The organism is Shewanella sp. 10N.261.52.F9, assembly GCF_041471165.1.
Classification (GTDB): Bacteria; Pseudomonadota; Gammaproteobacteria; order Enterobacterales; family Shewanellaceae; genus Shewanella; species Shewanella marinintestina.
In genome coordinates this window covers 199,595-220,331 of sequence record NZ_JBFRNX010000008.1, presented here as the reverse complement: position 1 = coordinate 220,331, position 20,737 = coordinate 199,595, and the positions used below count along the sequence as shown (strand labels likewise).

At 43.9% G+C, this 20,737-nt stretch carries 18 protein-coding genes and 1 pseudogene; 7 read left to right on the top strand and 12 right to left on the bottom strand.

Going from position 1 to position 20,737, the window contains the following annotated elements; genetic code table 11:
* Positions 1 to 5 precede the first annotated feature (5 nt).
* Both AB4298_RS06795 and lexA read right to left on the bottom strand, forming a co-directional pair.
* Positions 6 to 542 carry a cell division inhibitor SulA gene (locus tag AB4298_RS06795; protein ID WP_248999788.1) on the bottom strand — a complete coding sequence of 179 codons (537 nt, stop codon included), beginning with the start codon at positions 540 to 542 and terminating at the stop codon, positions 6 to 8.
* Positions 539 to 1,159, bottom strand: a complete 621-nt coding sequence (gene lexA, locus AB4298_RS06790) for a transcriptional repressor LexA (RefSeq protein ID WP_371986146.1) — start codon at positions 1,157 to 1,159, stop codon at positions 539 to 541. The genes AB4298_RS06795 and lexA overlap by 4 nt, the downstream gene beginning before the upstream one ends.
* A gap of 593 nt (positions 1,160 to 1,752) precedes the next feature.
* Between lexA and plsB the strand changes: the two genes are divergently transcribed.
* Together plsB and mtr are read left to right on the top strand one after the other, a co-directional pair.
* Entirely contained in the window at positions 1,753 to 4,176 is a 2,424-nt protein-coding gene (gene plsB / locus AB4298_RS06785) for a glycerol-3-phosphate 1-O-acyltransferase PlsB (RefSeq protein WP_371986145.1), read from the top strand.
* Positions 4,176 to 5,432, top strand: coding sequence for a tryptophan permease (mtr, locus tag AB4298_RS06780; protein ID WP_371986143.1), 1,257 nt, complete (start codon positions 4,176 to 4,178; stop codon positions 5,430 to 5,432). The genes plsB and mtr overlap by 1 nt, the downstream gene beginning before the upstream one ends.
* Positions 5,433 to 5,470: 38 nt before the next feature.
* Here the strand turns inward: mtr and AB4298_RS06775 are convergent, their stop codons facing one another.
* A complete protein-coding gene (locus AB4298_RS06775; protein WP_248999784.1) occupies positions 5,471 to 6,499 on the bottom strand; it encodes an AraC family transcriptional regulator in 1,029 nt (342 codons plus the stop codon).
* A 135-nt stretch (positions 6,500 to 6,634) separates the two neighbouring features.
* On the opposite strand from AB4298_RS06775, the gene AB4298_RS06770 reads away from it, so the two are divergent.
* Together AB4298_RS06770 and AB4298_RS06765 are read left to right on the top strand one after the other, a co-directional pair.
* Positions 6,635 to 6,976 (top strand): MFS transporter, encoded by a 342-nt coding sequence (locus tag AB4298_RS06770; protein WP_248999783.1) that lies wholly within the window; start codon positions 6,635 to 6,637, stop codon positions 6,974 to 6,976.
* Positions 6,969 to 8,192, top strand: a complete 1,224-nt coding sequence (locus AB4298_RS06765; protein ID WP_371986142.1) for an HlyD family secretion protein — start codon at positions 6,969 to 6,971, stop codon at positions 8,190 to 8,192. The genes AB4298_RS06770 and AB4298_RS06765 overlap by 8 nt, the downstream gene beginning before the upstream one ends.
* Before the next feature lie 58 nt (positions 8,193 to 8,250).
* Here AB4298_RS06765 and AB4298_RS06760 read toward each other — a convergent pair whose 3' ends face one another.
* Positions 8,251 to 9,441, bottom strand: coding sequence for a GGDEF domain-containing protein (locus AB4298_RS06760; protein ID WP_371986141.1), 1,191 nt, complete (start codon positions 9,439 to 9,441; stop codon positions 8,251 to 8,253).
* A 142-nt stretch (positions 9,442 to 9,583) separates the two neighbouring features.
* Here AB4298_RS06760 and AB4298_RS06755 point away from each other — a divergent pair, with 142 nt between their 5' ends.
* Positions 9,584 to 10,366, top strand: a complete 783-nt coding sequence (locus AB4298_RS06755) for a VOC family protein (protein ID WP_371986140.1) — start codon at positions 9,584 to 9,586, stop codon at positions 10,364 to 10,366.
* A gap of 146 nt (positions 10,367 to 10,512) precedes the next feature.
* Here the strand turns inward: AB4298_RS06755 and AB4298_RS06750 are convergent, their stop codons facing one another.
* The 6 genes from AB4298_RS06750 to AB4298_RS06725 all read right to left on the bottom strand — a co-directional run bounded on the left by AB4298_RS06750 (position 10,513) and on the right by AB4298_RS06725 (position 17,826).
* A complete protein-coding gene (locus AB4298_RS06750) occupies positions 10,513 to 13,650 on the bottom strand; it encodes an efflux RND transporter permease subunit (protein WP_248999779.1) in 3,138 nt (1,045 codons plus the stop codon).
* A 14-nt stretch (positions 13,651 to 13,664) separates the two neighbouring features.
* Positions 13,665 to 15,458 carry an efflux RND transporter periplasmic adaptor subunit gene (locus AB4298_RS06745; RefSeq protein ID WP_371986139.1) on the bottom strand — a complete coding sequence of 598 codons (1,794 nt, stop codon included), beginning with the start codon at positions 15,456 to 15,458 and terminating at the stop codon, positions 13,665 to 13,667.
* Positions 15,459 to 15,482: 24 nt separating this feature from the next.
* On the bottom strand, positions 15,483 to 16,097 hold the full coding sequence (locus AB4298_RS06740; RefSeq protein WP_371986138.1) for a heavy metal-binding domain-containing protein: 615 nt from the start codon (positions 16,095 to 16,097) through the stop codon (positions 15,483 to 15,485).
* Positions 16,098 to 16,238: 141 nt separating this feature from the next.
* Positions 16,239 to 16,655, bottom strand: coding sequence for a hypothetical protein (locus AB4298_RS06735; protein ID WP_248999776.1), 417 nt, complete (start codon positions 16,653 to 16,655; stop codon positions 16,239 to 16,241).
* Positions 16,656 to 16,772: 117 nt separating this feature from the next.
* Entirely contained in the window at positions 16,773 to 17,192 is a 420-nt protein-coding gene (locus tag AB4298_RS06730) for a DUF2057 family protein (protein ID WP_371986137.1), read from the bottom strand.
* Positions 17,193 to 17,358: 166 nt separating this feature from the next.
* Positions 17,359 to 17,826 (bottom strand): hypothetical protein, encoded by a 468-nt coding sequence (locus tag AB4298_RS06725; protein WP_248999774.1) that lies wholly within the window; start codon positions 17,824 to 17,826, stop codon positions 17,359 to 17,361.
* A gap of 392 nt (positions 17,827 to 18,218) precedes the next feature.
* On the opposite strand from AB4298_RS06725, the gene AB4298_RS06720 reads away from it, so the two are divergent.
* Positions 18,219 to 18,782, top strand: coding sequence for a NapC/NirT family cytochrome c (locus AB4298_RS06720; protein ID WP_248472219.1), 564 nt, complete (start codon positions 18,219 to 18,221; stop codon positions 18,780 to 18,782).
* Between the two features lie 630 nt (positions 18,783 to 19,412).
* Here AB4298_RS06720 and AB4298_RS06715 read toward each other — a convergent pair.
* A complete protein-coding gene (locus tag AB4298_RS06715) occupies positions 19,413 to 19,697 on the bottom strand; it encodes a DUF1145 domain-containing protein (protein WP_248999773.1) in 285 nt (94 codons plus the stop codon).
* Positions 19,698 to 20,321 (bottom strand): 16S rRNA (guanine(966)-N(2))-methyltransferase RsmD, encoded by a 624-nt coding sequence (gene rsmD / locus AB4298_RS06710; RefSeq protein WP_248999772.1) that lies wholly within the window; start codon positions 20,319 to 20,321, stop codon positions 19,698 to 19,700.
* Positions 20,322 to 20,546: 225 nt separating this feature from the next.
* Between rsmD and AB4298_RS06705 the strand changes: the two are divergent.
* Positions 20,547 to 20,737: pseudogene (locus AB4298_RS06705) on the top strand (signal recognition particle-docking protein FtsY); the annotation flags it as partial.

Genomic DNA, 20,737 nt, shown 5'->3' with positions numbered 1-20,737 from the left:
ATTTATTAATGGATGCCACCAAACAGAGAAGCTTGTGAAAAAGCATTATCCTGTATGTTAATTGCGCTACTTGGTAAGTGACCATTTACATTTTCAGTATTATTATCGAGAGTGTTCTCGATAATAATGCCTGCTGCACGAGCACTTTTTGCCACAATTTGTAATCGTCTGCTATCGCGAGCATCAAGTGAGGATGTCCAAGTAATCACTGCACTAGAAGTGCCGCTAGTTAACGCCTTTTCCATTGCCCATAAGGTTTCAACTTCATCTTTTGCGTGGACTAATAAAATTCTGTCCATACGCACACCCGCTGCGGCTAACATTTGTTTATAACCAATATTTGGCGGGCTAATGAGTACAATCCAGCGACCCTGTTGGCTTAGCTGCGAAAGCTGTGCACTAATCTGTTTCAGTTCATCACGGCCTTGGGTTTGGGTAACCATAGTCGTGATGTCGTTGATAGGATTGTTTGCCAATGTGGTCGATGGCATATCTTGCCAAAGACCTGGGTGGCGCGGGCTTGTTCCCATTAGTTTATTCATTGCCAGTCTCCATTGCGGATCACACCAACAGCTAAACCTTCAATGCTTAAACTTTGGTTTGCTAGATCCACTTCAATTGGTGAGTAGTCTTCGTTTTCAGCGTGTAAGAAAACTTTATTGCCCTTTTTCTCAAAACGCTTAACGGTAACATCGTCTTCGACTCGTGCTACAACAACCTGACCATTTCGAGCCTGCTCTATCTTATGCACAGCTAACAGATCACCTTCGAGAATACCGATATTCTTCATGCTGTCACCGCGAACTCGCAGTAAGAAGTCTGCAGCAGGACGGAACATTGCTGGGTCAACTTGATAATGTTGTTCAACATGTTCTTGAGCCAGAATAGGTTCACCCGCGGCCACTTGGCCGATAAGTGGTAAACCTAAATCGGTTTCTTCAGTGCTTTCTTGGGTTAATTTAATACCACGCGAAGTGCCCGGCATAATTTCAATGCAGCCCTTTTTGGCTAGCGCTTTTAAATGCTCTTCGGCAGCATTGGCAGATTTAAAACCTAAACGTCGAGCTATCTCGGCACGGGTAGGTGGCATGCCTGTATCAGCAATATTACGTTTAATTAGCTCTAAAATTTCTGCTTGGCGTGGTGTTAGTGGTCTCATTATTAACCCTGTCTTTCTATACAGTACCTGTCAGTATATACAGTAATTTTATGAGTGCAAGTAATAACCAGATATAACTTTTTTCTAGGTGTGGGATCCAGTTTCAAATGAAATAAATCCAGCGATATGAAATTGATAACTTCTATCTCATCCGATATCCACTAGAGAGGTACTCGGTAATTGGCTTAACAGCCGTTTGATGCTGGTTAGCGTCCTTAATTGGTTGAATAGATCAGTTTCATTGTCTCCGGATTGCTGCGGATAATTTCATGTTATCTCGGTAAGAAACAATGTAGTTATGCGGATTTTAGTCGTTAAACTATTGATTTAACATTAGAGGTAGTTTCATTTCCAACTGGATCCCACAAAAGGATTCTATGACATTAATGGCACAGTGGACGGTCAACAAGATGAAATAAGCATGAACGTAATTTAATTGGGTGTTATCAGCAGTTTTTACATTTTTTGTTTGTAAGTCTTTGTTCTATAAATATACAAGTCGGATTATGTGTATAAACAATACAATCGCGCAAAGCGTTTCAATATCTGGTATTCTAGCGCCTTATTAGAAGCGACTAACATTGCATATAAACATGTCCAAACAAGACTCTCTTTGGTTTAAATCTTTACGCTGGTTGCAGCGCAAATTGGTGCACACTGTTGTTGTGCCTCACGATCCATTTGACGATCTCAATCTTGATCCGAGTAAGCCACTCGCCTATGTCATGAAAACGGAGTCCGTTAGTGATATTGCGGCTTTGAGTGAAATGACTGCCAAACTCGGATTACCAAGCCCTTATGAGGACTTGGAGGTTAATGGTGTTAAAGCGCCTAGAGTTGTTTGTTTAGAGGGCAGTAAGCCACTTTTTGGCCAACGAGAAGGTGGAGAGCAATATATTGATTGCTTCAAACGCCTACTCAGCGTGCATAAACAAAATCGTGAGTTAGATATTCAGTTGGTGCCGGTAAGCCTTTATTGGGGGCGTACTCCTGGTAAAGAAGATGACACCATGCGCGCGGCAGTGCTTGAGCGCCAAAATCCAACGTGGTTACGTAAGTGCTTGATGATTTTGTTCTTAGGCCGTCATAACTTTGTGCAGTTTTCCAATGCGGTTTCACTGCGTTACATGGCTGATGAACATGGTACTGATAAGCGTATCGCGCAGAAGTTAGCTCGTGTTGCGCGAGTGCATTTCCAACGTCAACGTAAAGTGATGACGGGTCCACAGTTGCCAAAGCGTCAGGCACTATTTCACTCACTGCTAAAGTCAGAATCTATTACTAAAGCGATTAAAGAAGAAGCTGCGAGCAAAAAGATTTCCGAGGCAGAAGCGCGCGCTAAAGCCATGGAATACTTGGACGAAGTCGCTGCAGATTACTCCGACAGCCTAGTTCGTATTGCCGAGCGATTCTTAACTTGGTTATGGAACAAATTATATAAAGGCATCAACATTAAAGGTGCCGAGCAAGTAAGACAGTTACACCATGACGGCCATGAAATCGTTTATGTGCCTTGTCACCGTAGCCATATGGATTACTTGTTACTGTCTTATATTCTTTATTATCAAGGCATGGTACCGCCGCATATCGCTGCGGGTATTAACCTTAACTTCTGGCCTGCAGGCCCAGCGTTCCGCCGTGGCGGTGCTTTCTTTATTCGCCGTAGTTTTGGTGGCAACAAGCTATATACCGCAGTATTCCGTGAGTATTTAGATCAGCTATTTACCAAAGGCTATTCGGTTGAGTATTTCACCGAAGGCGGGCGTTCGCGTACAGGTCGTTTATTAGCGCCAAAAACCGGTATGTTGGCTATGACCTTGAACAGCGTGCTGCGTGGTGTTGAGCGCCCTGTGACTTTGGTGCCAGTGTATTTGGGCTATGACCATGTAATGGAAGTCGCGACTTACCACAAAGAGCTAAGTGGTAAGAAGAAAAAGAAAGAATCTGTGTGGCAGGTATTTGGTGCTATTCGCAAACTAGGTAACTTCGGTCAGGGCTATGTGAACTTTGGTAAACCAATTACCCTACACAATTTCCTAAATGAACAAGCTCCAACTTGGCGTGAAGATCTTGCTCAAGATCCAGAGCAGAAACCATCTTGGTTAACCCCAGTGGTTAACACGCTTGCTAATCGAGTCATGACCAATATCAACGGTGCGGCTGCGGTAAGCTCTGTCACCTTAACCAGTATGGTTCTATTGGCGTCTGAGCAAAATGCCCTAGAGCGCTCGCAGCTAGAGAAGCAGTTGGACTTGTATCTAACTATTCTGAAAGAGCAGCCTTATACGGAATATACCTCTGTACCTGAAGGCACTGGACATGATTTGGTTTCTCAAGGCTTAGAGCTTAAGAAGCTGCAAATTGAAAGCGATCCGCTTGGCGATATTATTTCTATCGATCAAAGCATCGCGATCACAATGACTTACTATCGCAATAACATTATTCATTTAATGGTACTGCCATCGTTAATTGCTGCTTGTTTATTACGGAAAGAAAACTGCAGTCGTAATGATGTAGTGAGTATCGTTAACGACTTCTATCCACTGCTTGAAGCTGAGCTATTCATGGGGATAGAAGAACCAAGTCTATATGCGAACCAAATCTTAGATATTTTCGTCGCTCAAGGACTAGTTGTTGAAGCTGAGCACTTTGAAGTGGTTGATAGCAACATTAATCAGCTACTGCTGTTATCGGGTACGATTAGTGAAACCATGCAGCGTTATGCGATTTTGTTTAACTTACTTGAAGTTAAACCTAATATGGAACGCTCTGAGCTTGAAAAAGACAGTCATCGTCTAGCACAAAGATTAGGCGCGCTTCACGGTATTACTGCGCCAGAGTTTTATGACAAGAAGCTATACGCTACGCTGAGTGTCAAATTGAAAGAGCTAGGCTATCTAGCAGACAACGAAGGGTGCGCGGATATCAAACGTATAAAAGAGAGAGCGAACTTATTGTTACGCTCATCCGTAAGACAAACTATTGTCGATAGTGTACATGCGGAGCAAAAAGCTTAATGGCAAATCATATGAATGCAGCCAAAAATAAGGTTGCTGGTAAATCGCTATTAGGTGGAGCAATGATCATTGCTGGTACAACGGTAGGAGCGGGTATGTTCTCGCTACCTGTTGTAGGTGCTGGCATGTGGTTTGGTTATTCAATGGCAATGCTATTGGGTATTTGGTTTTGTATGTTGGTGTCGGGTTTGATGCTACTAGAAACCAATTTGCATTTTGAGCCAGGTGCTAGTTTCGATACGTTAACTAAAACCACACTTGGGCAGTTTTGGCGTATTGTAAATGGTCTATCTATCGCATTTGTACTGTATATCTTAACGTATGCTTACATCAGTGGCGGTGGGTCGATTGTAAATCACAGTCTTGCAGGCTTAGGTATTAATTTGCCTCAAAGTATTGCAGGTTTAGTGTTTGCTGGAGTGTTGGCAGCAATAGTCGTCATTAGTACTAAAGCGGTTGATAGAATTACTACTGTAATGCTCGGTGGTATGATAATCACTTTCTTCTTAGCGGTTGGTAATCTGCTGATTGATATCGATACCTCTAAGCTATTTATGCCTGATGGTGAACAAAGTTTTGCGCCATATTTGCTTGCTGCTTTACCTTTCGGTTTAGCAAGTTTCGGTTACCACGGCAACGTACCTAGCTTAGTAAAGTATTACGGTAAAGAGCCTAAGACGATTATCAAAGCGCTATTCATTGGTACTTTCATTGCGCTAGTCATTTATAGTTGTTGGTTGATGGCGACCATGGGGAACATTCCTCGTAGCCAATTTATCGATATTATCGCGCAAGGCGGTAATATGGGGGTGTTAGTTGGTGCCTTGTCTGAGGTAATGGCAAGTAGCTGGTTAAATACTATGTTGACCTTGTTTGCTAACCTAGCTGTAGCGTCATCTTTCTTAGGGGTGACCTTAGGCCTATTTGATTATTTAGCAGATCTATTTGGATTTGATGAGTCGCGTGCAGGTCGTTTAAAAACTGCAGCGGTGACTTTTATTCCGCCAACTATTCTGGGTTTGTTATTCCCAAATGGCTTCTTAATTGCTATTGGTTTTGCGGCGCTAGCGGCAACGATTTGGGCGGCAATTGTCCCCGCAATGATGGCCTATAAGTCACGTAAGATGTTTGCCGATAATGACAGTTTCAGAGTGCCAGGCGGCACACCTTTAATTGTATTGGTGATTATTTTTGGCTTGGTTACAGGTGCTTGTCACCTATTAGCAATGGCCGGTTTACTTCCTGTTTATGGCTAAGCCTTTAGCCAACATTAAGCATTAATCCAAAGCCTCTTTTAAAGAGGCTTTTTGTTTTTTAGATTAAGTCTAGCGAGGTATTGAGTCGGTGTTTGCCTACGAAAACGGGTAAAAGAGCGACTGAAGCTGTGACTGTTGCTATAACCGAGTAATTTAGATATTTCCGCAAGCTCTCGGCCTTCCAACATATACTTTATTGCTTGATTACACAGAATATAGCCTGATAGATAGGTGAAAGTGAACCCGAGTTTTTGCAGTCGCCTTTGCAGCTGTTGACGTGAAATATCAAAAAGAGCTGCCACAGTATCAACACTTGGTAAGCCGTAATAACGTGAATAATTAACCATTTCGTATAACACCTTAGGGGTGTCAGTTGGTTGTGGCATATTCAAATATTTTTCTAGTTGAGAAAGTGGGATGGCAGCTGTAAGAGGTTCAGGGGTATAAATATAATCATCTGTCGACATCAGTAAGTCATCAATATCTAACCAAATCTCGGTTTGCGGTGCATTCCATGTCACAGGGCAGCCAAATAATGTTTCAAGTGCTTGTTGGTTAATCGGTGGGCCACTAAGTCTTACTTTTTTAGGTTGGTAATGGTCGCCTACATAGTGCCTGATGGCGTTAAATAGAGTTAGTGCGACTCGCAAAGAGTCATGGGCACGAGCTTTATCTTTTACAAAAGGATTGTTATAGCACCACTTCAATAGTTTTCCAGATTGCTGCGCATAGTAACTGGCACCGGATTGAAAGCAGCAAATACCATGATTAATTCGCCTAAAAGAAATGGCTAGATCAGGGGCGCTTAAAAACCAATTTCCGGGAACCTCAAGATGACTTAAGCTGAGATGAGGACGGATCTTTAGCATAAAGTCGGCATCCCCAGTTAATACTTCAATCTGTTCAAACCAGGTTGATACTTCAGTATAAGGGATTAATGTCATTGCTTCTTGCAGCAATAAATCAGGCACGCCGAACGCTTGAGCTTTAATGCCATAATGCGCTTCGACTCCTTTCAGCACAGGCAATATATAGCAGCAGCGGATAAAGGCTGTATTGAGTAACATAAGTTTATCCTTCTAAAATCTCATACCTCATTGAATCATAAGTTGATGCTATTTGATACATAAGTGTATTCAATCTTGTTGTTAACCCTAAGTAAGGCAAACTAGCTATCCAAACATTGTTTTAAGGTTGTCGTTATGAGTCTAATTAGCATGCCATTTGTCGATTCGGGTGTAGATACTGCCCTGCATGGTGTTGCTGCCGTTGTGATGGTGGTTACAGTTGCTGCTGCCGCTTTTGGTTTTTGGAAAATCCATGAAATGCCTATTAATAAAGCTCATAAAAAGCAGCATCAACAAATAGGCTTAATCACAGCGCTCACTTGGATAGGTTTTGTCTGGCATTGGGTGTGGGTGATAGCGGTAATGGTAGCTTTCGTTGATGGCGATAAAGCGCTACGCAGGATCCGAGACGTGTGGCGAGAAAAAGAGCCTGAAATAGAGTCGTCAATAACGCAAGAGGAGCAGAATAATGCTTGAGGGTTTAGCAGTTTGGGCGTTATTTATCTACCTATTACGTTTAGTCGGTATGCCTTGGAATCTATACAGTAAGGGCTTTGCTTACTTAGGAGGAACAGGATGGTTAATGTTTGTTTGGGTGGGTTTACTTAATTTCACCCCAATGGATCTTTCTGGGGGGTCTTTGGTGCAATCACCGCATATTCAACTGCGACCGGCTAACTCTCAGATCCGCGGAAAAGTTGAAAATATCTATGTTCAACCTAACCAAAAGGTTGAGGCGGGACAGTTAATCTATGATCTTGATGCTGAACCGTATCAGATAGCGTTAAACAAAGCCTTAGTTGCGCAAGAGACGGCAAAAGTTGGATTGTCACTGGCCAATGAAGATGTAAAGCTTGCATTGAAGCAGCACGAAGTGTCTATAGCTGATGTCAGTATTACTAACAACCAACTCAATGCTGCTAGCAAAGATTTAGCCTGGAAGCAGAAAACCCTCGCTCGCTACATTGAACAAAATAGAGTGGTCCCTGACACAATTACTAAGAGTCAGTTAGATGAACAGCAAACTGCTGTCGATCTCGCTCAGGCTCAAGTCAATACTTATTCGACGCAGATTGAAAAGGCGCAAATGGCAGAACATACGGCTTTGCTTAATATTGAAAAGTCTCGTCTAGCTGTAGAAAGCCGCCAATCGGATTTGAATAGTGAGCATGAGAATGTAGCACAGGCTCAATGGAACATAGATAACACCAAGATTTATGCGCCTACCGATGGCTATGTGACTAACTTTATTATGCGTGAAGGTCAGTACGTTGGTGTTGCACCGAGAATGCAGATGTACACCAATGAAAAGTACGTCTTGATGCGAGTAAACCATCAGGCGATACGTAATGTAAAAGTCGGGCAGCAGGCTGAGTTTGCCTCTGCGGTCTATCCTGGCAAAGTATTTAGCGCTGAGGTTGAAGGTATTGTTGAAGCCACAGGTGAGTCTCAAGGACGCTTATTAGCATTGGACGATAATGTTAGGCAGACGACGGGGCAAAATCTCAATAACAAACATCACTTTGTTAGGCTAAAGCTCAATGAATCTGCCGATTACGATATTCCGGTTGGCTCAGTTGGATTAGCGTGGATCTCGGGCACTAAGCCAATTGAATTTTTAGCTTTCTTAGATGTTATCCGAGGAATCGTCATTCGCATGAAATCGCAAATCTACTACTTTTACTCAATCTAAATTGTCGACCCAAGCCAATTCCTTTGTAGGCTTGGGTTTGGTTTGCCAACGTAAGTTATCAGGCAAACACACAATTCCTGCCATTATCTTTTGCTTTGTATAAGGCCTTGTCTGCCCGTTTTAAGGTGTTATCAAATGAGTTTTCACCGTGTTGCTCCGCTACACCTATTGAGATCGTAATATTTACCGTCGGATTTTGACTATCAACAACGTCTCTATCAGCTTTGCTGGTTAGTTTTCTTTTTTCATTACGCAGCACAATATCGTATTGGCTGATCTTTTTTCTTAGTTTTTCAAGGTGAGGCAAAACAACTTCAATATCTTTGTTTTCAAATACTATTGCAAATTCCTCACCACCATAGCGATACACTTTGCCGCCACCTTGGACTTTTACTAATTTTGCAGCGACCAGACGTAATACTTGGTCTCCCACATCGTGGCCATAGGTGTCATTGAAATGCTTAAAGTGGTCGATATCTACCATCGCCAGGCTGTAATGTTTGTTAAGCGACAGTGCTACAGTATTAAGCGCTCGCCGTGAAGATAAACCGGTTAATTCATCCCGATAAGCTAAGTGATAGGACTTGGCTAAAATAGAATAGATATACGCTATACCTATTAGGGTGAATAACACTGAGATTGGCAGTTGATCAGGCATGTAGTAACCAAATAACCAAACAAATAGGGTTATGGCAATTGTTGAGTCTGTGCCTGTGGATCGCCATACCGAGAAGATACACACCACAATACAAGCGACTCCAATCGGTACATATAAAGAAAGCAGCAAGCTAAGTGAGTCGGATATCTTTTTCGGAGGCAAACTCGCTAGTAGGTTAATCGCTACATGCCAGCCCCAAGCCAGTAGGGCGCATAAAATCATGCCAATTATCATTTTGAAAAAGTGCATTGAAAACAAGGAACGATCTTTACTTATCGCTAAAAACGCAATGATAAAAGTGCCAATAAGAAAAGCTTGCTCGTCGCTAAATATAACTAAATCGTCAGCTATAAAAGCACCCTGCTTTAAACTGTAAAAAATCAGCAGAAATAGCGAGAGATAGGTAATGCGGGCACTGTTAAATTGCAGCGCAAGTAAGGCGGAAACACCAAATAAGTAATAGGGGAGTTGTTCTATTTTAGGTAACCAATTTTGGCAAGTGAGTGCGAGTTGTTGTATGGCAACAATACAAAGAAAAACAATAATAATTGGCGCAAAGAGGTAGTGCAGGCTGCGTGTTAATACTGGCACTCTGAATCGTCCATGATGACGGCTGGTACTAGATTATAGTTCATTCTCAGATGCGTGTTTTAACGGCGACTGGCGTAGGATATTGGACAGGCCAGCAATCAGGGTCTTAACTCAAAGGATTGTCTGATTAAGGATAAACGTAATGAAAGTGGACCAATATTTTCAAGGTCAGCCCTGTTGGGCGGAGCTTGCTTCGCTAAAGATCGATAGTAGTAAGCATTTTTATAGTAAGTTATTTGGCTGGGACATTGTCGATCTGCCGATCCCTGAAGGGAGCTATAGCATGTTGACCATCGAGGATGATGATATAGGTGCCATGTATCAACTTCCTGATGAGATGGTTGAAAATGGTGAAACGACTCAATGGACCATTTACTTTGCGGTGGAGAATTTAGATTCGTCTTTAGTTGATGTCACTGGTTCTGGTGGCACTGTGATTGTCGGCCCTCATGATGTCGGTGAGGCTGGGCGTATGGCGGTGATAAAAGATTCAGAAGGCGCAAGGTTTGCACTATGGCAGGCCAAGAATCATATTGGCGCTAAACGGGCAGGCGAAAATCATACTTTATGCTGGGTTGAGTTAGCTTGCCGTGATACTGAACAAGCGAAACAGTTTTACCCCCATGTGCTGGGGTGGGGCACAAGAGTCAGTAATATGGAAGGGATGGAATATACTGAGTGGCAAGTCGGTGCTCAGGATGTGGGTGGCATGATGGCGATGACTGAGGAGTGGGGCGATATGCCTGCTCACTGGATGTTGTATTTCACCGTTGAAAGTTGTGATGACAAGGCTGCGCAGGTTGAGCAACTAGGCGGTAAAGTGTGTGTGCTGCCAACGGATATAGCCAATGTGGGTCGCTTCGCGGTGATTAACGATCCTGATGGTGGCTTCTTTTCTATAATTGAGTTACGCATGGGCGTTTAATAGCAATCAGTATAGGAAATTGATCTGCTCAGAGCGTTTTTGGCAAACTAATTCAAGCCGAATGACGTAAAGATAGAGCTAAAGAAAAGGGTAGCAAGCTTGCTACCCTTTTTATTGATGGTCATGAGTTTATTGCTCTAGCAAAATTACTTTTTATTAAAGCCGCGACCATAAATTAGTAAGTAAATTGCTGGAATTACAAATAGCGACAGCAGCGGTGCAGTGACCATACCGCCGACCATAGGTGCGGCAATCTTTTGCATCACTTCATTACCGGTACCGCTACCCCACATAATCGGCAGTAGACCAAAGAAGATGGTCGCCACTGTCATCGCTTTAGGGCGAATACGCATAACCGCGCCGTGAATAAGTGCTTCACTTAAATCGTTGCGTTCATTGTACTGACCGGCGGCTTGGCGATCTTTAATGCTGTTATTGAGGTATACCTGCATCACCACACCAAACTCTGCCGCGACTCCAGCTAGCGCAATCATGCCGACTGAAACGGCGACTGAAAAGTTGAAATCTAACAAGTACAACAGCCAAGCACTACCTACGAGCGAAAACGGTAGACTTAACATGATCACTGACGCCTGAATAAATGAGCTAAAGGTCATCATGAGTAGCATAAAAATCACCGCCAACATCAATGGCACGACTAACTTCATTTTGGCTTCAACCCGCTGCATATACTCATATTGCCCTGCAAAGGTATAGCTGTAGCGGGCAGGCAAGGTTATTTGCTCGTCCAGTGCCGCTCTTGCAGTTTCTATGTATTCACCAATTGAGATATTTTTTAAATCGACAAATACCCAACTGATTAAGCGGCCGTTTTCACTGGCAAGCATTGGCGCCCCATCACTAATGGTGATGCTAGCTAAGTTGCCTAACGGTAGGTATTTGCCGGTTTTAGTCAGTACTGGTAAATCTTCCAGCTTTTCAATACTGTCACGTAACTCTCGCGGATAACGAATATTAATCGGGTAGCGTTCTTGCCCCTGAATCGATTGTCCTACTTGCATACCGCCAATGGCCATTTGCACCACATCTTGAATGTCCTTTAAGGTCATACCGTAACGGGCGGCATTTTTAAGGTTAGGCTCAATATCAATATAGCGGCCACCACTGGTGCGCTGGGCAAAGGCCGATTCGGTGCCGGGGATCTTACTGACCACAGCTTCGATTTCGGTGCCGATCCGTTGTAACTCTGCAATATCAGCACCGGATATTTTGATGCCAACCGGAGTTCTCACGCCAGTAGAAAGCATATCGATACGGGTTTTGATTGGTTGCACCCAAGCATTGGTCATGCCCGGTACTTTTACGGTTTTCTGTAGCTCTGCAATAATGCCTTCCAAGGTCATACCTTCACGCCAAGTTTCTCTTGGGTTGAGCATAATCGTGGTTTCCAGCATGGTTAGCGGCGCTGGATCGGTTGCAGTCATTGCGCGGCCAACTTTACCGAATACCTGTTTTACTTCCGGTACCGTTTTGATCAGCCTATCGGTTTGCTGCAAGATCTCAGCGGCTTTACCTGCACTGACGCTAGGTAAAGTCGTTGGCATATAGAGCAAGTCGCCTTCTTCAAGCTCAGGCATAAACTCGCTACCCATCTTGGTCATTGGGTACACCGCACTTGCCAAGGTCACAATGGCTAACAAGATGGTGACTTTCGGAAAGCGCAGTACTAAGCGCAACGTCGGCTCATAAATCGCAATTAAAAAACGGCTAATTGGGTTTTTACGCTCATCGGGAATTTTACCGCGAACAAAGTAACCCAGTAGTACCGGAATTAATGTGATAGCGAGAATCGCACTGGCTGCCATAGCAAAGGTCTTGGTGTACGCCAAAGGATGGAATAAGCGGCCTTCTTGCGCTTCTAAAGCAAATACAGGCACAAAGCTTAAGGTAATGATCAGCAGACTGAAAAACAGTGCTGGCCCTACCTCAACCGAGGCTTTGCGTACTAGCTCCCAATGCGCTTCTCCTGTAGGTGTTTCGCCATTGTGCTGCTCACGATAATGCTCTAGATGTTTATGGGTGTTTTCTACCATCACAATAGCGGCGTCTACCACTGCGCCGATCGCAATTGCAATCCCCCCTAGACTCATAATATTTGCGTTGACGCCAATAAGGTTCATTACGATAAAGCTGATTAATATCGAGATTGGCAGCGAGATAATTGCCACCATGGTTGAGCGTGCATGCAGTAAGAAGATCAAACAGATCACACCAACCACTAGCATCTCTTCGAGCACCTTGTGGGTAAGGTTATCGACCGAGTTAAGAATAAGCTCAGAGCGATCGTAAGTGATCACTAGCTCTACGCCATCGGGCAGACCGTTTTCTACCTCTTTGAGTTTGTCTTTGACATTGTTAATGGTCGCAAGGGCGTTTTCACCGTAACGCATTACTACAATGCCTCCAACCACTTCGCCTTCACCATTTAACTCGGCAATGCCGCGGCGTGCCGCTGGACCTGTGCGCAGCTGCGCCACATCTTTCATTAATACTGGCGTGCCAGATTCAGACACAATACCCAGTGGGATCTCTTCAAAGTCAGCCAAGGTTTGACGATAACCACTGGAGGTTATCATATACTCTGCTTCTGCCATCTCAATTACAGAGCCACCGGTTGAGCTATTTGAATTATCTAGGGCATTTTTTACCGTCATCAAATCAATTTGATACAAAGCCAACTTATGTGGGTCGACGATGATTTGATACGACTGCTCCATGCCGCCAATGGTAGCTACTTCCGATACGCCCGATACGCTTTGTAGCTCAAGCTTGAGGAACCAATCTTGTAATGAGCGCAATTGGGCTAGGTCATGTTGGCCTTTGCGGTCGACCAAAGCATATTGGAACACCCAGCCGACACCGGAGGCGTCAGGCCCAAGAGTGGGGGTGACGTTATCTGGTAGCTGGCCTTGAGTTTGCGACAAATACTCAAGTACCCGCGAGCGAGCCCAATAGATGTCAGTGCCGTCTTCAAAAATGATGTAGACGTATGAGTCACCAAACATTGAAAAACCACGTACGGTTTTAGCACCCGGTACCGCGAGCATAGCAGTCGATAACGGGTAGGTTATCTGATCTTCCACTAACTGCGGCGCTTGTCCTGGGTAGGAGGTTTTTACAATTACTTGCACGTCAGATAAGTCTGGCAGTGCATCAAGTGGTGTCATGCGCATCGCTTGATAGCCAATTAAGGCTATCACTGCAGTCAGCACTAACACCATCGCCCGCTGTTTAATCGAGGCGCTAATAATTCTTTCTAACATAATCAGCCTCCCGATTAATGATGTGCGTGCGGATCACTAGCGGCGTCGCCACTATTATCGTCAGTGCTATTGCTGCCACTTAAGCGTTGTAAGCTGCCTTGAATACTGGCTTCTGAATCAAGCAGGAACTGCCCTGATACAATGACTTTGTCGCCTGCTTGTAAGCCTTCAATAATTTCAGCTTTGCCTTGGGCAATCATGCCGACTTTTACTGGTACAGAGGCAAAACGGTTATCATTGCGCTGCACGACCACGCGATTTTCCCGTCCGGTAAGGATCAGTGCTTCGGTAGGAACAGACAGCACTTCGCGCTTAGGACCACCAAACAGTTTTACATCAACTAAGGTGCCGGGTTTCAGGAGCTTTTTCGGGTTGTCGAGTTTGATGCGTACACGCATCGCGCGCGAGACGGGGTCAAGTTCTGGGTAGATATAATCAATCGTCGATTCAAGGTCAAACAAGCCTTGCGCGGCAGAGGTAACCTCTACAGGGCGCCCTTGTTCAAGCCAGCTCTGCTCATTTTCAAACACATCAGCAATGATCCACACACTACTTAGATCAACGATTTCAAATAGTGTATCGCCAGGCTGAACATACATGCCGTGACGGACTGTAAGCTTACTGATAAAGCCATCTTGCTCGGCATAAAACGGCACGCGATAGATGGTATTACCTGTACGCTCTAGCTGTTTAATGCTTGCGGAGCTGACCCCTAATAGCTCAAGACGTAGACGTGCCTTACGCAATAAACCTTGGCCACGGCTCTTGTCTTGCTTGAGGTAGTCAACCGCTTGCATATAGTCATCTTGGGCATTGATAAGTTCTGGAGAATAAAGCTCGTAGAGCAGCTGGCCTTTTTTAACCCGCTGTCCAACGTTATGCACCATTAAGGTTTCAATCCAGCCGTTGACTCGAGTATGGCTGTGACCGATGGCGTTTTCGTTATACTCCACGGTGCCGATGGTTTTCACCAACTTCCATAGCGTACCTTCAGTGACTTGCTCACTGCGCATGCCGAGTGCTTGTTGCATACCGCCTGATACGCCGACTACCACTTCTTCACCAATTCCGCCGACAGTGACTTTTTCCAAATCCATGCCACAGATTGGGCATGAGCCTGGTACATCTGACACCACATGGGGATGCATCGGACATACGTATTTTATATTGCCGTCGTTGTTACTCTGCGTAGCGGGAACAAGCGTTGGTTTAGGCTGACTTAATAGCTTGTCCGCTTGAGATTGTTCAGAGGCATGTTGATGAACGTTCTGCTCGTCGACTTGACTCTCTTCTTCCTCTTCTTTAACGAGGAACATTTTGCACTCAGGGCAACGTCCAGGCTCGTGGCTGGTGACCTCTGGATGCATCGGGCAGTAATAGTTTTCTACTTTCGCGATTGTAGATGTTTTTTCAGTTTGTTCATCGGTGACTTCATCTTTAACGAGGAACATTTTGCACTCAGGGCAGCGACCCGGCTCGTGGCTGGTGACTTCTGGGTGCATCGGGCAGTAATAGTTTTCTACTGTCGCGATTGTAGATGTTTTTTCAGTTTGTTCATCGGTGACTTCATCTTTAACGAGGAACATTTTGCACTCAGGGCAGCGACCCGGCTCGTGGCTGGTGACCTCTGGATGCATTGGGCAATAATACTCAGCTCCATCTTTATTGGACTCATGCTGGTGGGCCTGAGCGTGCTGATGTGCTGTTTCTGCCGCTTGGCTAAATGCCTGTTGCGGCGTAGCCACAAGCATAAAACTGAAGGCGCAGATCAGCGGTATTGCCGCCTTGTTTGACTTTAGTGAACTCATAATGCCTTATCTCCACCCTAAATATTAGTGATGCTGATGACCAGATTTAGTCGCTGTATCGCCGGTTGCGATTGGCTCTAAGTCCATTCCGCATTTAGGGCAGCTATCGCCTGCTTGACCTGTAATAGCTGGGTTCATTGGGCAGGCATGGGTATGCTTGCTCATATGTTTGTGGTGTTTTTTAGCTTTATTAGGGCACGACTCTTTGTTTGGGCAAGAGTCACAGTTTTTAGCGTTGTCAGCCTTAGCAATAGGTTCTAAATCCATGCCACATTTAGGGCAGCTGTCGCCAGCTTGCCCTGTAATAGCTGGGTTCATAGGACAAGCATGGGTGTGCTTGTTCATATGTTTGTGGTGCTTTCCAGCTTTATTAGGGCATGACTCTTTATTTGGGCAAGAGTCACAGTTGTTTGTATGAGTTTGAGAAGCTGTTTGTGTTGCTTCTAAATCCATACCGCATTTAGGACAAGAATCATTTTTGCTACCTGTCACTTCAGGGTGCATTGGACAGGCGTAGTCTTGATGTTGGGCAGCGTGCTGGCCTTTATGTGCACCATGATGGTGTTCATTGGCTGACGCTGTTGGTGCCCAAGACAAAATTAACAAGGCAGATAAGGCTAAACTTAAAAGGGTTTTCATAACTCAACTCCATCAAAGAGATGGCCGGATGACTGCGCTTAACATAAGCAACAGAACAATTAACGGCATAAATAATTGCTGATTAAGATTAATATCGATTTTTAGGTGCGAATGATATTCGCCAGAAACTTAGAGTCTCTGTTAAGCGATTGGAGGTCTTAAATCTTGTGGCAATGAAATAGAGTGGAAATGAGGCATTGGAGTGGCCATTACAATTTCGGAAGTGCTAAACCCAGGCCAAGGTGATGCACTTAACAGACTACCTGTTACAGAAATTACCAAGCAATGGCTGCAGTCGCTCTGGCATGATCCATTGCCATTGCAGCAAGGTTGGTCGCTGCCGGGAAGCATTTGCGTTTGCGTTTCAACTTCGCAGCAATGAGCGTCTTCATCCATTTGCATAGGGTGACAATCTGTTCCGTCTTGCATGCTCATCATTGGCATATCATCAGCCATAGCATTGGGTACCATCAGCGACCCATTAGAAAGCACTAGCTGACTCAACAATGCGAGTAGCGTAAAGGCTAATAATGTATGGCGACGGATTATGCTAAGCATGATGTTTCCAAATAATAAACTGTGCTAAGTCTACCATAGGAATTAAGCGGCACATTGATTAACTTCACAATTTTGTTGGCTCAATGTGCCATTCCTATTTAAGAATAGATAAATATCTTACTGTTTTGATAACAATAATTTGGTCATCAATTGGCCATGGGTCATAAGGCTAACGTGTTGCTCTCCGCCCATATTATCTGTGAGTTTGATCATTGGGTTATCGATAAACTGATAGGCATCCTCTTCAGACTGAATACTTGGTGTAATTGCTTTGTAATTGGCGGCAGTATCAAAGTCTACATATAGATAGAGTGGCTCTGAACGTACCCAATTTGAATCTTCTGCGTTGCTTTCAAATAAGTCTCTATATTGCACTTCGATAAGGTTTTGTCCGTCGTTTAGTTCTAAATAGCGGCTATCAACCTTGCTGAGTCCGTTAACGGCTAAGACTTCAATTGATTCTGGGAATGACACTGATGCCGCTGAAGAGATAAAGCTAGCAAGTGATAATGCGATTACGCTAATAAACTTTTTCATAATAAACTCCAAAACTTTTGTTAAATCATCACCAACGATACTGATGAATAAAACGCACGGTATCGTTAGCGCCGGCTATTGTTTGTTTCAATAGCAAAGGCTCAACTTTGTTTTTTATAAAGCATGTTGATTAAGTACAGATCTTAATCAGCTGATGATGTAAAGCTTACAGAGGGATTGGAGGGGGATTAGTCGATGCTAGCTCGACAGTTTGTAGAGACCAAAAACGGGTTTGGATACTAGCTAAAGAGCTAGGCTCGTTAAATGCGAGTAAATGTTGCTCTATTATCCCTGGTGCGGAGGCACCATGGGATGCACAATTTTCAGCGCCTAGAATATCGCAAAGTGCTTCACAGTCAATTTTCGGCAACGTTAAGTTGACGGTATTAGATGCGCAATTCATTGCATCATCACCTTGAAGCTCTGCGGCTAAGGAACTGTCATTAAAAGGCGTAGTAGCAGATAGATGGTTTGGCGCGGCAGTTACACCTGTCATTGAGTTAACAGCCATTGCTTGCTGATGCAGTGCGTGTGAGCTTGCATGCAAAAATTTAGGCATAGCCATCGCTGGAGATAACACAAATTGTGCTACTAAAGTGATGAAAAATGCTAAATATGCAATTTGCTTACGCATCTTTGGCCTTTTAGTTATTGAATCAAGTCGATGTAAATATAAAGACCTATGTTTTGTTGGAAAAGTTTCAAAAATCAGAAATTTTTTGATTTCAACTGTGTGCTGTACCTCACTTTTACATCTAAAAGAATTTCAAAGGATTTGCTTTAAAACACTCTAATATCAAGCTTCTAGGTTATTAACCTTGCGATAATCAAGGCTTTAGAGTAGCTTTAGTGAAAGTGCATATAAAGTGAGCGGAATTAGACTCGGATGAGAGAGTTAGAGCCATGTCTCATTTTGCACTTTTAGTTCCAGATCAATGAGTAGAATCTAGTTTATAATGGATCACATAAATTAAAGGTGAAGATTAATTTCATCGTTAGAAAAAATTAAATACTTGGAGAAGAGTGATGAACTGGCGAGCACTATTTAAACCCAGCGCAAAATATTCGATTCTGGCATTGTTAGTCGTCGGTATCGTTGTCGGTGTTGTTGGCTACTTTGCTACACAACAAACTTTACATGCAACAAGTACAGATGAGTTCTGTATGAGCTGTCATAGCAACCACTCATTGAAAGATGAAGTGTTAGCTTCTGCTCACGGCGGCGGTAGCGCTGGTATCGTGGTTCAATGTCAAGATTGTCACCTTCCACACAACCCTGTTAAGTACCTAGTTAAGAAGATCATCGTATCTAAAGATCTATACGGTTACCTAACAATTGACGGCTTTAATACTCAAGAGTGGTTGGATGAGAACCGCAAAGAGCAAGCTGATCTAGCGCTTAAGTACTTCAAAGGCAATGACTCAGCTAACTGTCAGCACTGTCACTCTCGCATCTACGAGAATCAGCCTGAAACTATGAAGAAGATGGCGAAAAGAATGCACGCTAACAACTTCAAGAAAGAAGAAGACAAGCGTAAGACTTGTGTAGACTGTCACAAAGGCGTTGCTCACGTTTATCCAAAAGGATAAGTCTCAGGCTAAAGCCTAGAGTGTCGTAGCGACCCAGACCTAACGTCTGCAAGTCAAAATACTAAAAGCCCCTTTATTGGGGCTTTTTTGTTTTTTAGCTTCGGAAAGTAAAAGAAGGTCCTAGGAAAGGCTGAGAAAGGTTCTAGGTCCTAGGGAAAGCTAAGGCGGGAGAGCAAAGAAGAACGGCCCGCGGCCTAGGGAACGTGACTGCGTCACTGACGGAACGCTGCGCTTACGGAAAAAGCTAAGAGACAGAAAAGATGGTGCTTTTGGCTTTTGCTGTTCCTAGCAGGGCGTAGCCCGTCCTCGCAGCGTAGCGTCCTAGGATCTAGGTCCTTCTTTTAGAGCTAAGACGAACGGCCTGCGGCCTAGGGAACGTGACTGCGTCACTGACGGAACGCTACGCTTACGGCAAAGGTGGAAAAGCAAAGACGGCACAGGCTAAGACTAAAAAAGCGGCTTTAATCTTACTGTTGTAGGTCGGGCTTTAGCCCGTAAGGCTTTTGATTTTCCTAGTAGGGCGTAGCCCGATCTCGCAGCGTCCTAGGATCTAGACTCTGAAAAAAGCACAAAATAAAAGGCAAAACAGCGGATACTGTTTTGCCTTTTTGGTCTTGGCTTGTCCGGCTATTAACTGTTTTGAGCCTGATTATCCATAACCTGTTTGCGATACTGCAATAGGCTAAATACACCAAATAAGAACACCTGCAAATAATCGCTCTTCTTCAGTTCGAGCAATTTGCTAAATAGGCTGTGAAAAATAAAAGTCTGAAAGCAATGCATAAAGATTGTCATGGCAAACAAGATATTCAGTACGACTGCAACGCTGCCATCAAAAGGCACTACTAAGTTATAAAGCATCATTAACCAAGCAAATCCAGTGACAACTTTTCCTAAAACTAGCATGGCTTTCATTTAACTCATTTCCTCTGAATCACTGTTAGTTTCTGCCTCGGAGCTTTCTTCAGCAGTATATTGATATAAACGATAGATCACTTGGCCGGCTTTTTTCTCTTTTATTAATGCCCAGCTAGCGGGTACGTTGAGCACTGCTATTTCACTTTCAGTTTCTACATAGATAAGCGCATCATCGTTTAGCCATTGGTGTTTATCGATAAGTGCGATACTTTTCTCGGCGAGTGACTTTCTAAACGGTGGATCGATAAAAGCAATGTCAAAACCTTCGTTTGGCGTATTAGCCAGTAAGGCAAGGCTATCGCCTTTTATCACATCTGCATTTTCGCACTTAAGGGTGGCTAAGTTAGCAACGAGTTGTTTAGCCGCTTGTGTTTGTAGTTCGAAAATCTTGGCATAGCTCGCATACCGAGATAGTGACTCTAGGCTTAATGCACCACTTCCTGCAAAGCAATCTAGAACGCGAGAACCACGTACATCATTGGCAATCCAGTTAAATAAGGTTTCGCGTACACGGTCTGTTGTTGGGCGTAAGCCCTCAAGATCATGGATCGGCAATTTTCGCGATCGCCACTGGCCTGAAATTATCCTAACTTGACCGCTAGAAGGTCTTTTTTTGACCATGATATCCTCGTGATTTTGCCTGATGAAAGAAAGTGGTAGACTATGCCGTCTGAAATAAGGCCGTTATTTTATATCAAAGCATAGCTAAAAGGTAAAAAGCAGTAAGCGGAATCTTTTAGAATCGCTTTTTTGCTGTTTTTGTCAGCGAAATTTGACCATAATTTTGATATAACGTCTTCCACCCTAATGCATTTATGTACAGCTATTTGAGCACCGGTATAACACATGGCAAAGAAAGGTTTTTTTTCCTGGTTCCGCAAGGACAAGTCTAAAGAAGAAGCGGAAGCTGCTGAAGCGGCAAAATTAGCAGCAGAACAGCAGGAGCAGGAACAGCTCGCAGCTGAAAAAGCAGCCGAAGAGGCACGTATTGAAGCTGAGCGTCTTGAATCAGAAAGAGTTGCCGCCGAACAGGTTGA

Excerpts from the sequence above, each read along its gene's own strand:
- AB4298_RS06795 (WP_248999788.1), bottom strand. The coding sequence starts at position 542 with ATGAATAAACTAATGGGAACAAGCCCGCGCCACCCAGGTCTTTGGCAA.
- lexA (WP_371986146.1), bottom strand. The coding sequence starts at position 1,159 with ATGAGACCACTAACACCACGCCAAGCAGAAATTTTAGAGCTAATTAAA.
- plsB (WP_371986145.1), top strand. The coding sequence starts at position 1,753 with ATGTCCAAACAAGACTCTCTTTGGTTTAAATCTTTACGCTGGTTGCAG.
- mtr (WP_371986143.1), top strand. The coding sequence starts at position 4,176 with ATGGCAAATCATATGAATGCAGCCAAAAATAAGGTTGCTGGTAAATCG.
- AB4298_RS06775 (WP_248999784.1), bottom strand. The coding sequence starts at position 6,499 with ATGTTACTCAATACAGCCTTTATCCGCTGCTGCTATATATTGCCTGTG.
- AB4298_RS06770 (WP_248999783.1), top strand. The coding sequence starts at position 6,635 with ATGAGTCTAATTAGCATGCCATTTGTCGATTCGGGTGTAGATACTGCC.
- AB4298_RS06765 (WP_371986142.1), top strand. The coding sequence starts at position 6,969 with ATGCTTGAGGGTTTAGCAGTTTGGGCGTTATTTATCTACCTATTACGT.
- AB4298_RS06755 (WP_371986140.1), top strand. The coding sequence starts at position 9,584 with ATGAAAGTGGACCAATATTTTCAAGGTCAGCCCTGTTGGGCGGAGCTT.
- AB4298_RS06750 (WP_248999779.1), bottom strand. The coding sequence starts at position 13,650 with ATGTTAGAAAGAATTATTAGCGCCTCGATTAAACAGCGGGCGATGGTG.
- AB4298_RS06745 (WP_371986139.1), bottom strand. The coding sequence starts at position 15,458 with ATGAGTTCACTAAAGTCAAACAAGGCGGCAATACCGCTGATCTGCGCC.
- AB4298_RS06740 (WP_371986138.1), bottom strand. The coding sequence starts at position 16,097 with ATGAAAACCCTTTTAAGTTTAGCCTTATCTGCCTTGTTAATTTTGTCT.
- AB4298_RS06735 (WP_248999776.1), bottom strand. The coding sequence starts at position 16,655 with ATGCTTAGCATAATCCGTCGCCATACATTATTAGCCTTTACGCTACTC.
- AB4298_RS06730 (WP_371986137.1), bottom strand. The coding sequence starts at position 17,192 with ATGAAAAAGTTTATTAGCGTAATCGCATTATCACTTGCTAGCTTTATC.
- AB4298_RS06725 (WP_248999774.1), bottom strand. The coding sequence starts at position 17,826 with ATGCGTAAGCAAATTGCATATTTAGCATTTTTCATCACTTTAGTAGCA.
- AB4298_RS06720 (WP_248472219.1), top strand. The coding sequence starts at position 18,219 with ATGAACTGGCGAGCACTATTTAAACCCAGCGCAAAATATTCGATTCTG.
- AB4298_RS06715 (WP_248999773.1), bottom strand. The coding sequence starts at position 19,697 with ATGAAAGCCATGCTAGTTTTAGGAAAAGTTGTCACTGGATTTGCTTGG.
- rsmD (WP_248999772.1), bottom strand. The coding sequence starts at position 20,321 with ATGGTCAAAAAAAGACCTTCTAGCGGTCAAGTTAGGATAATTTCAGGC.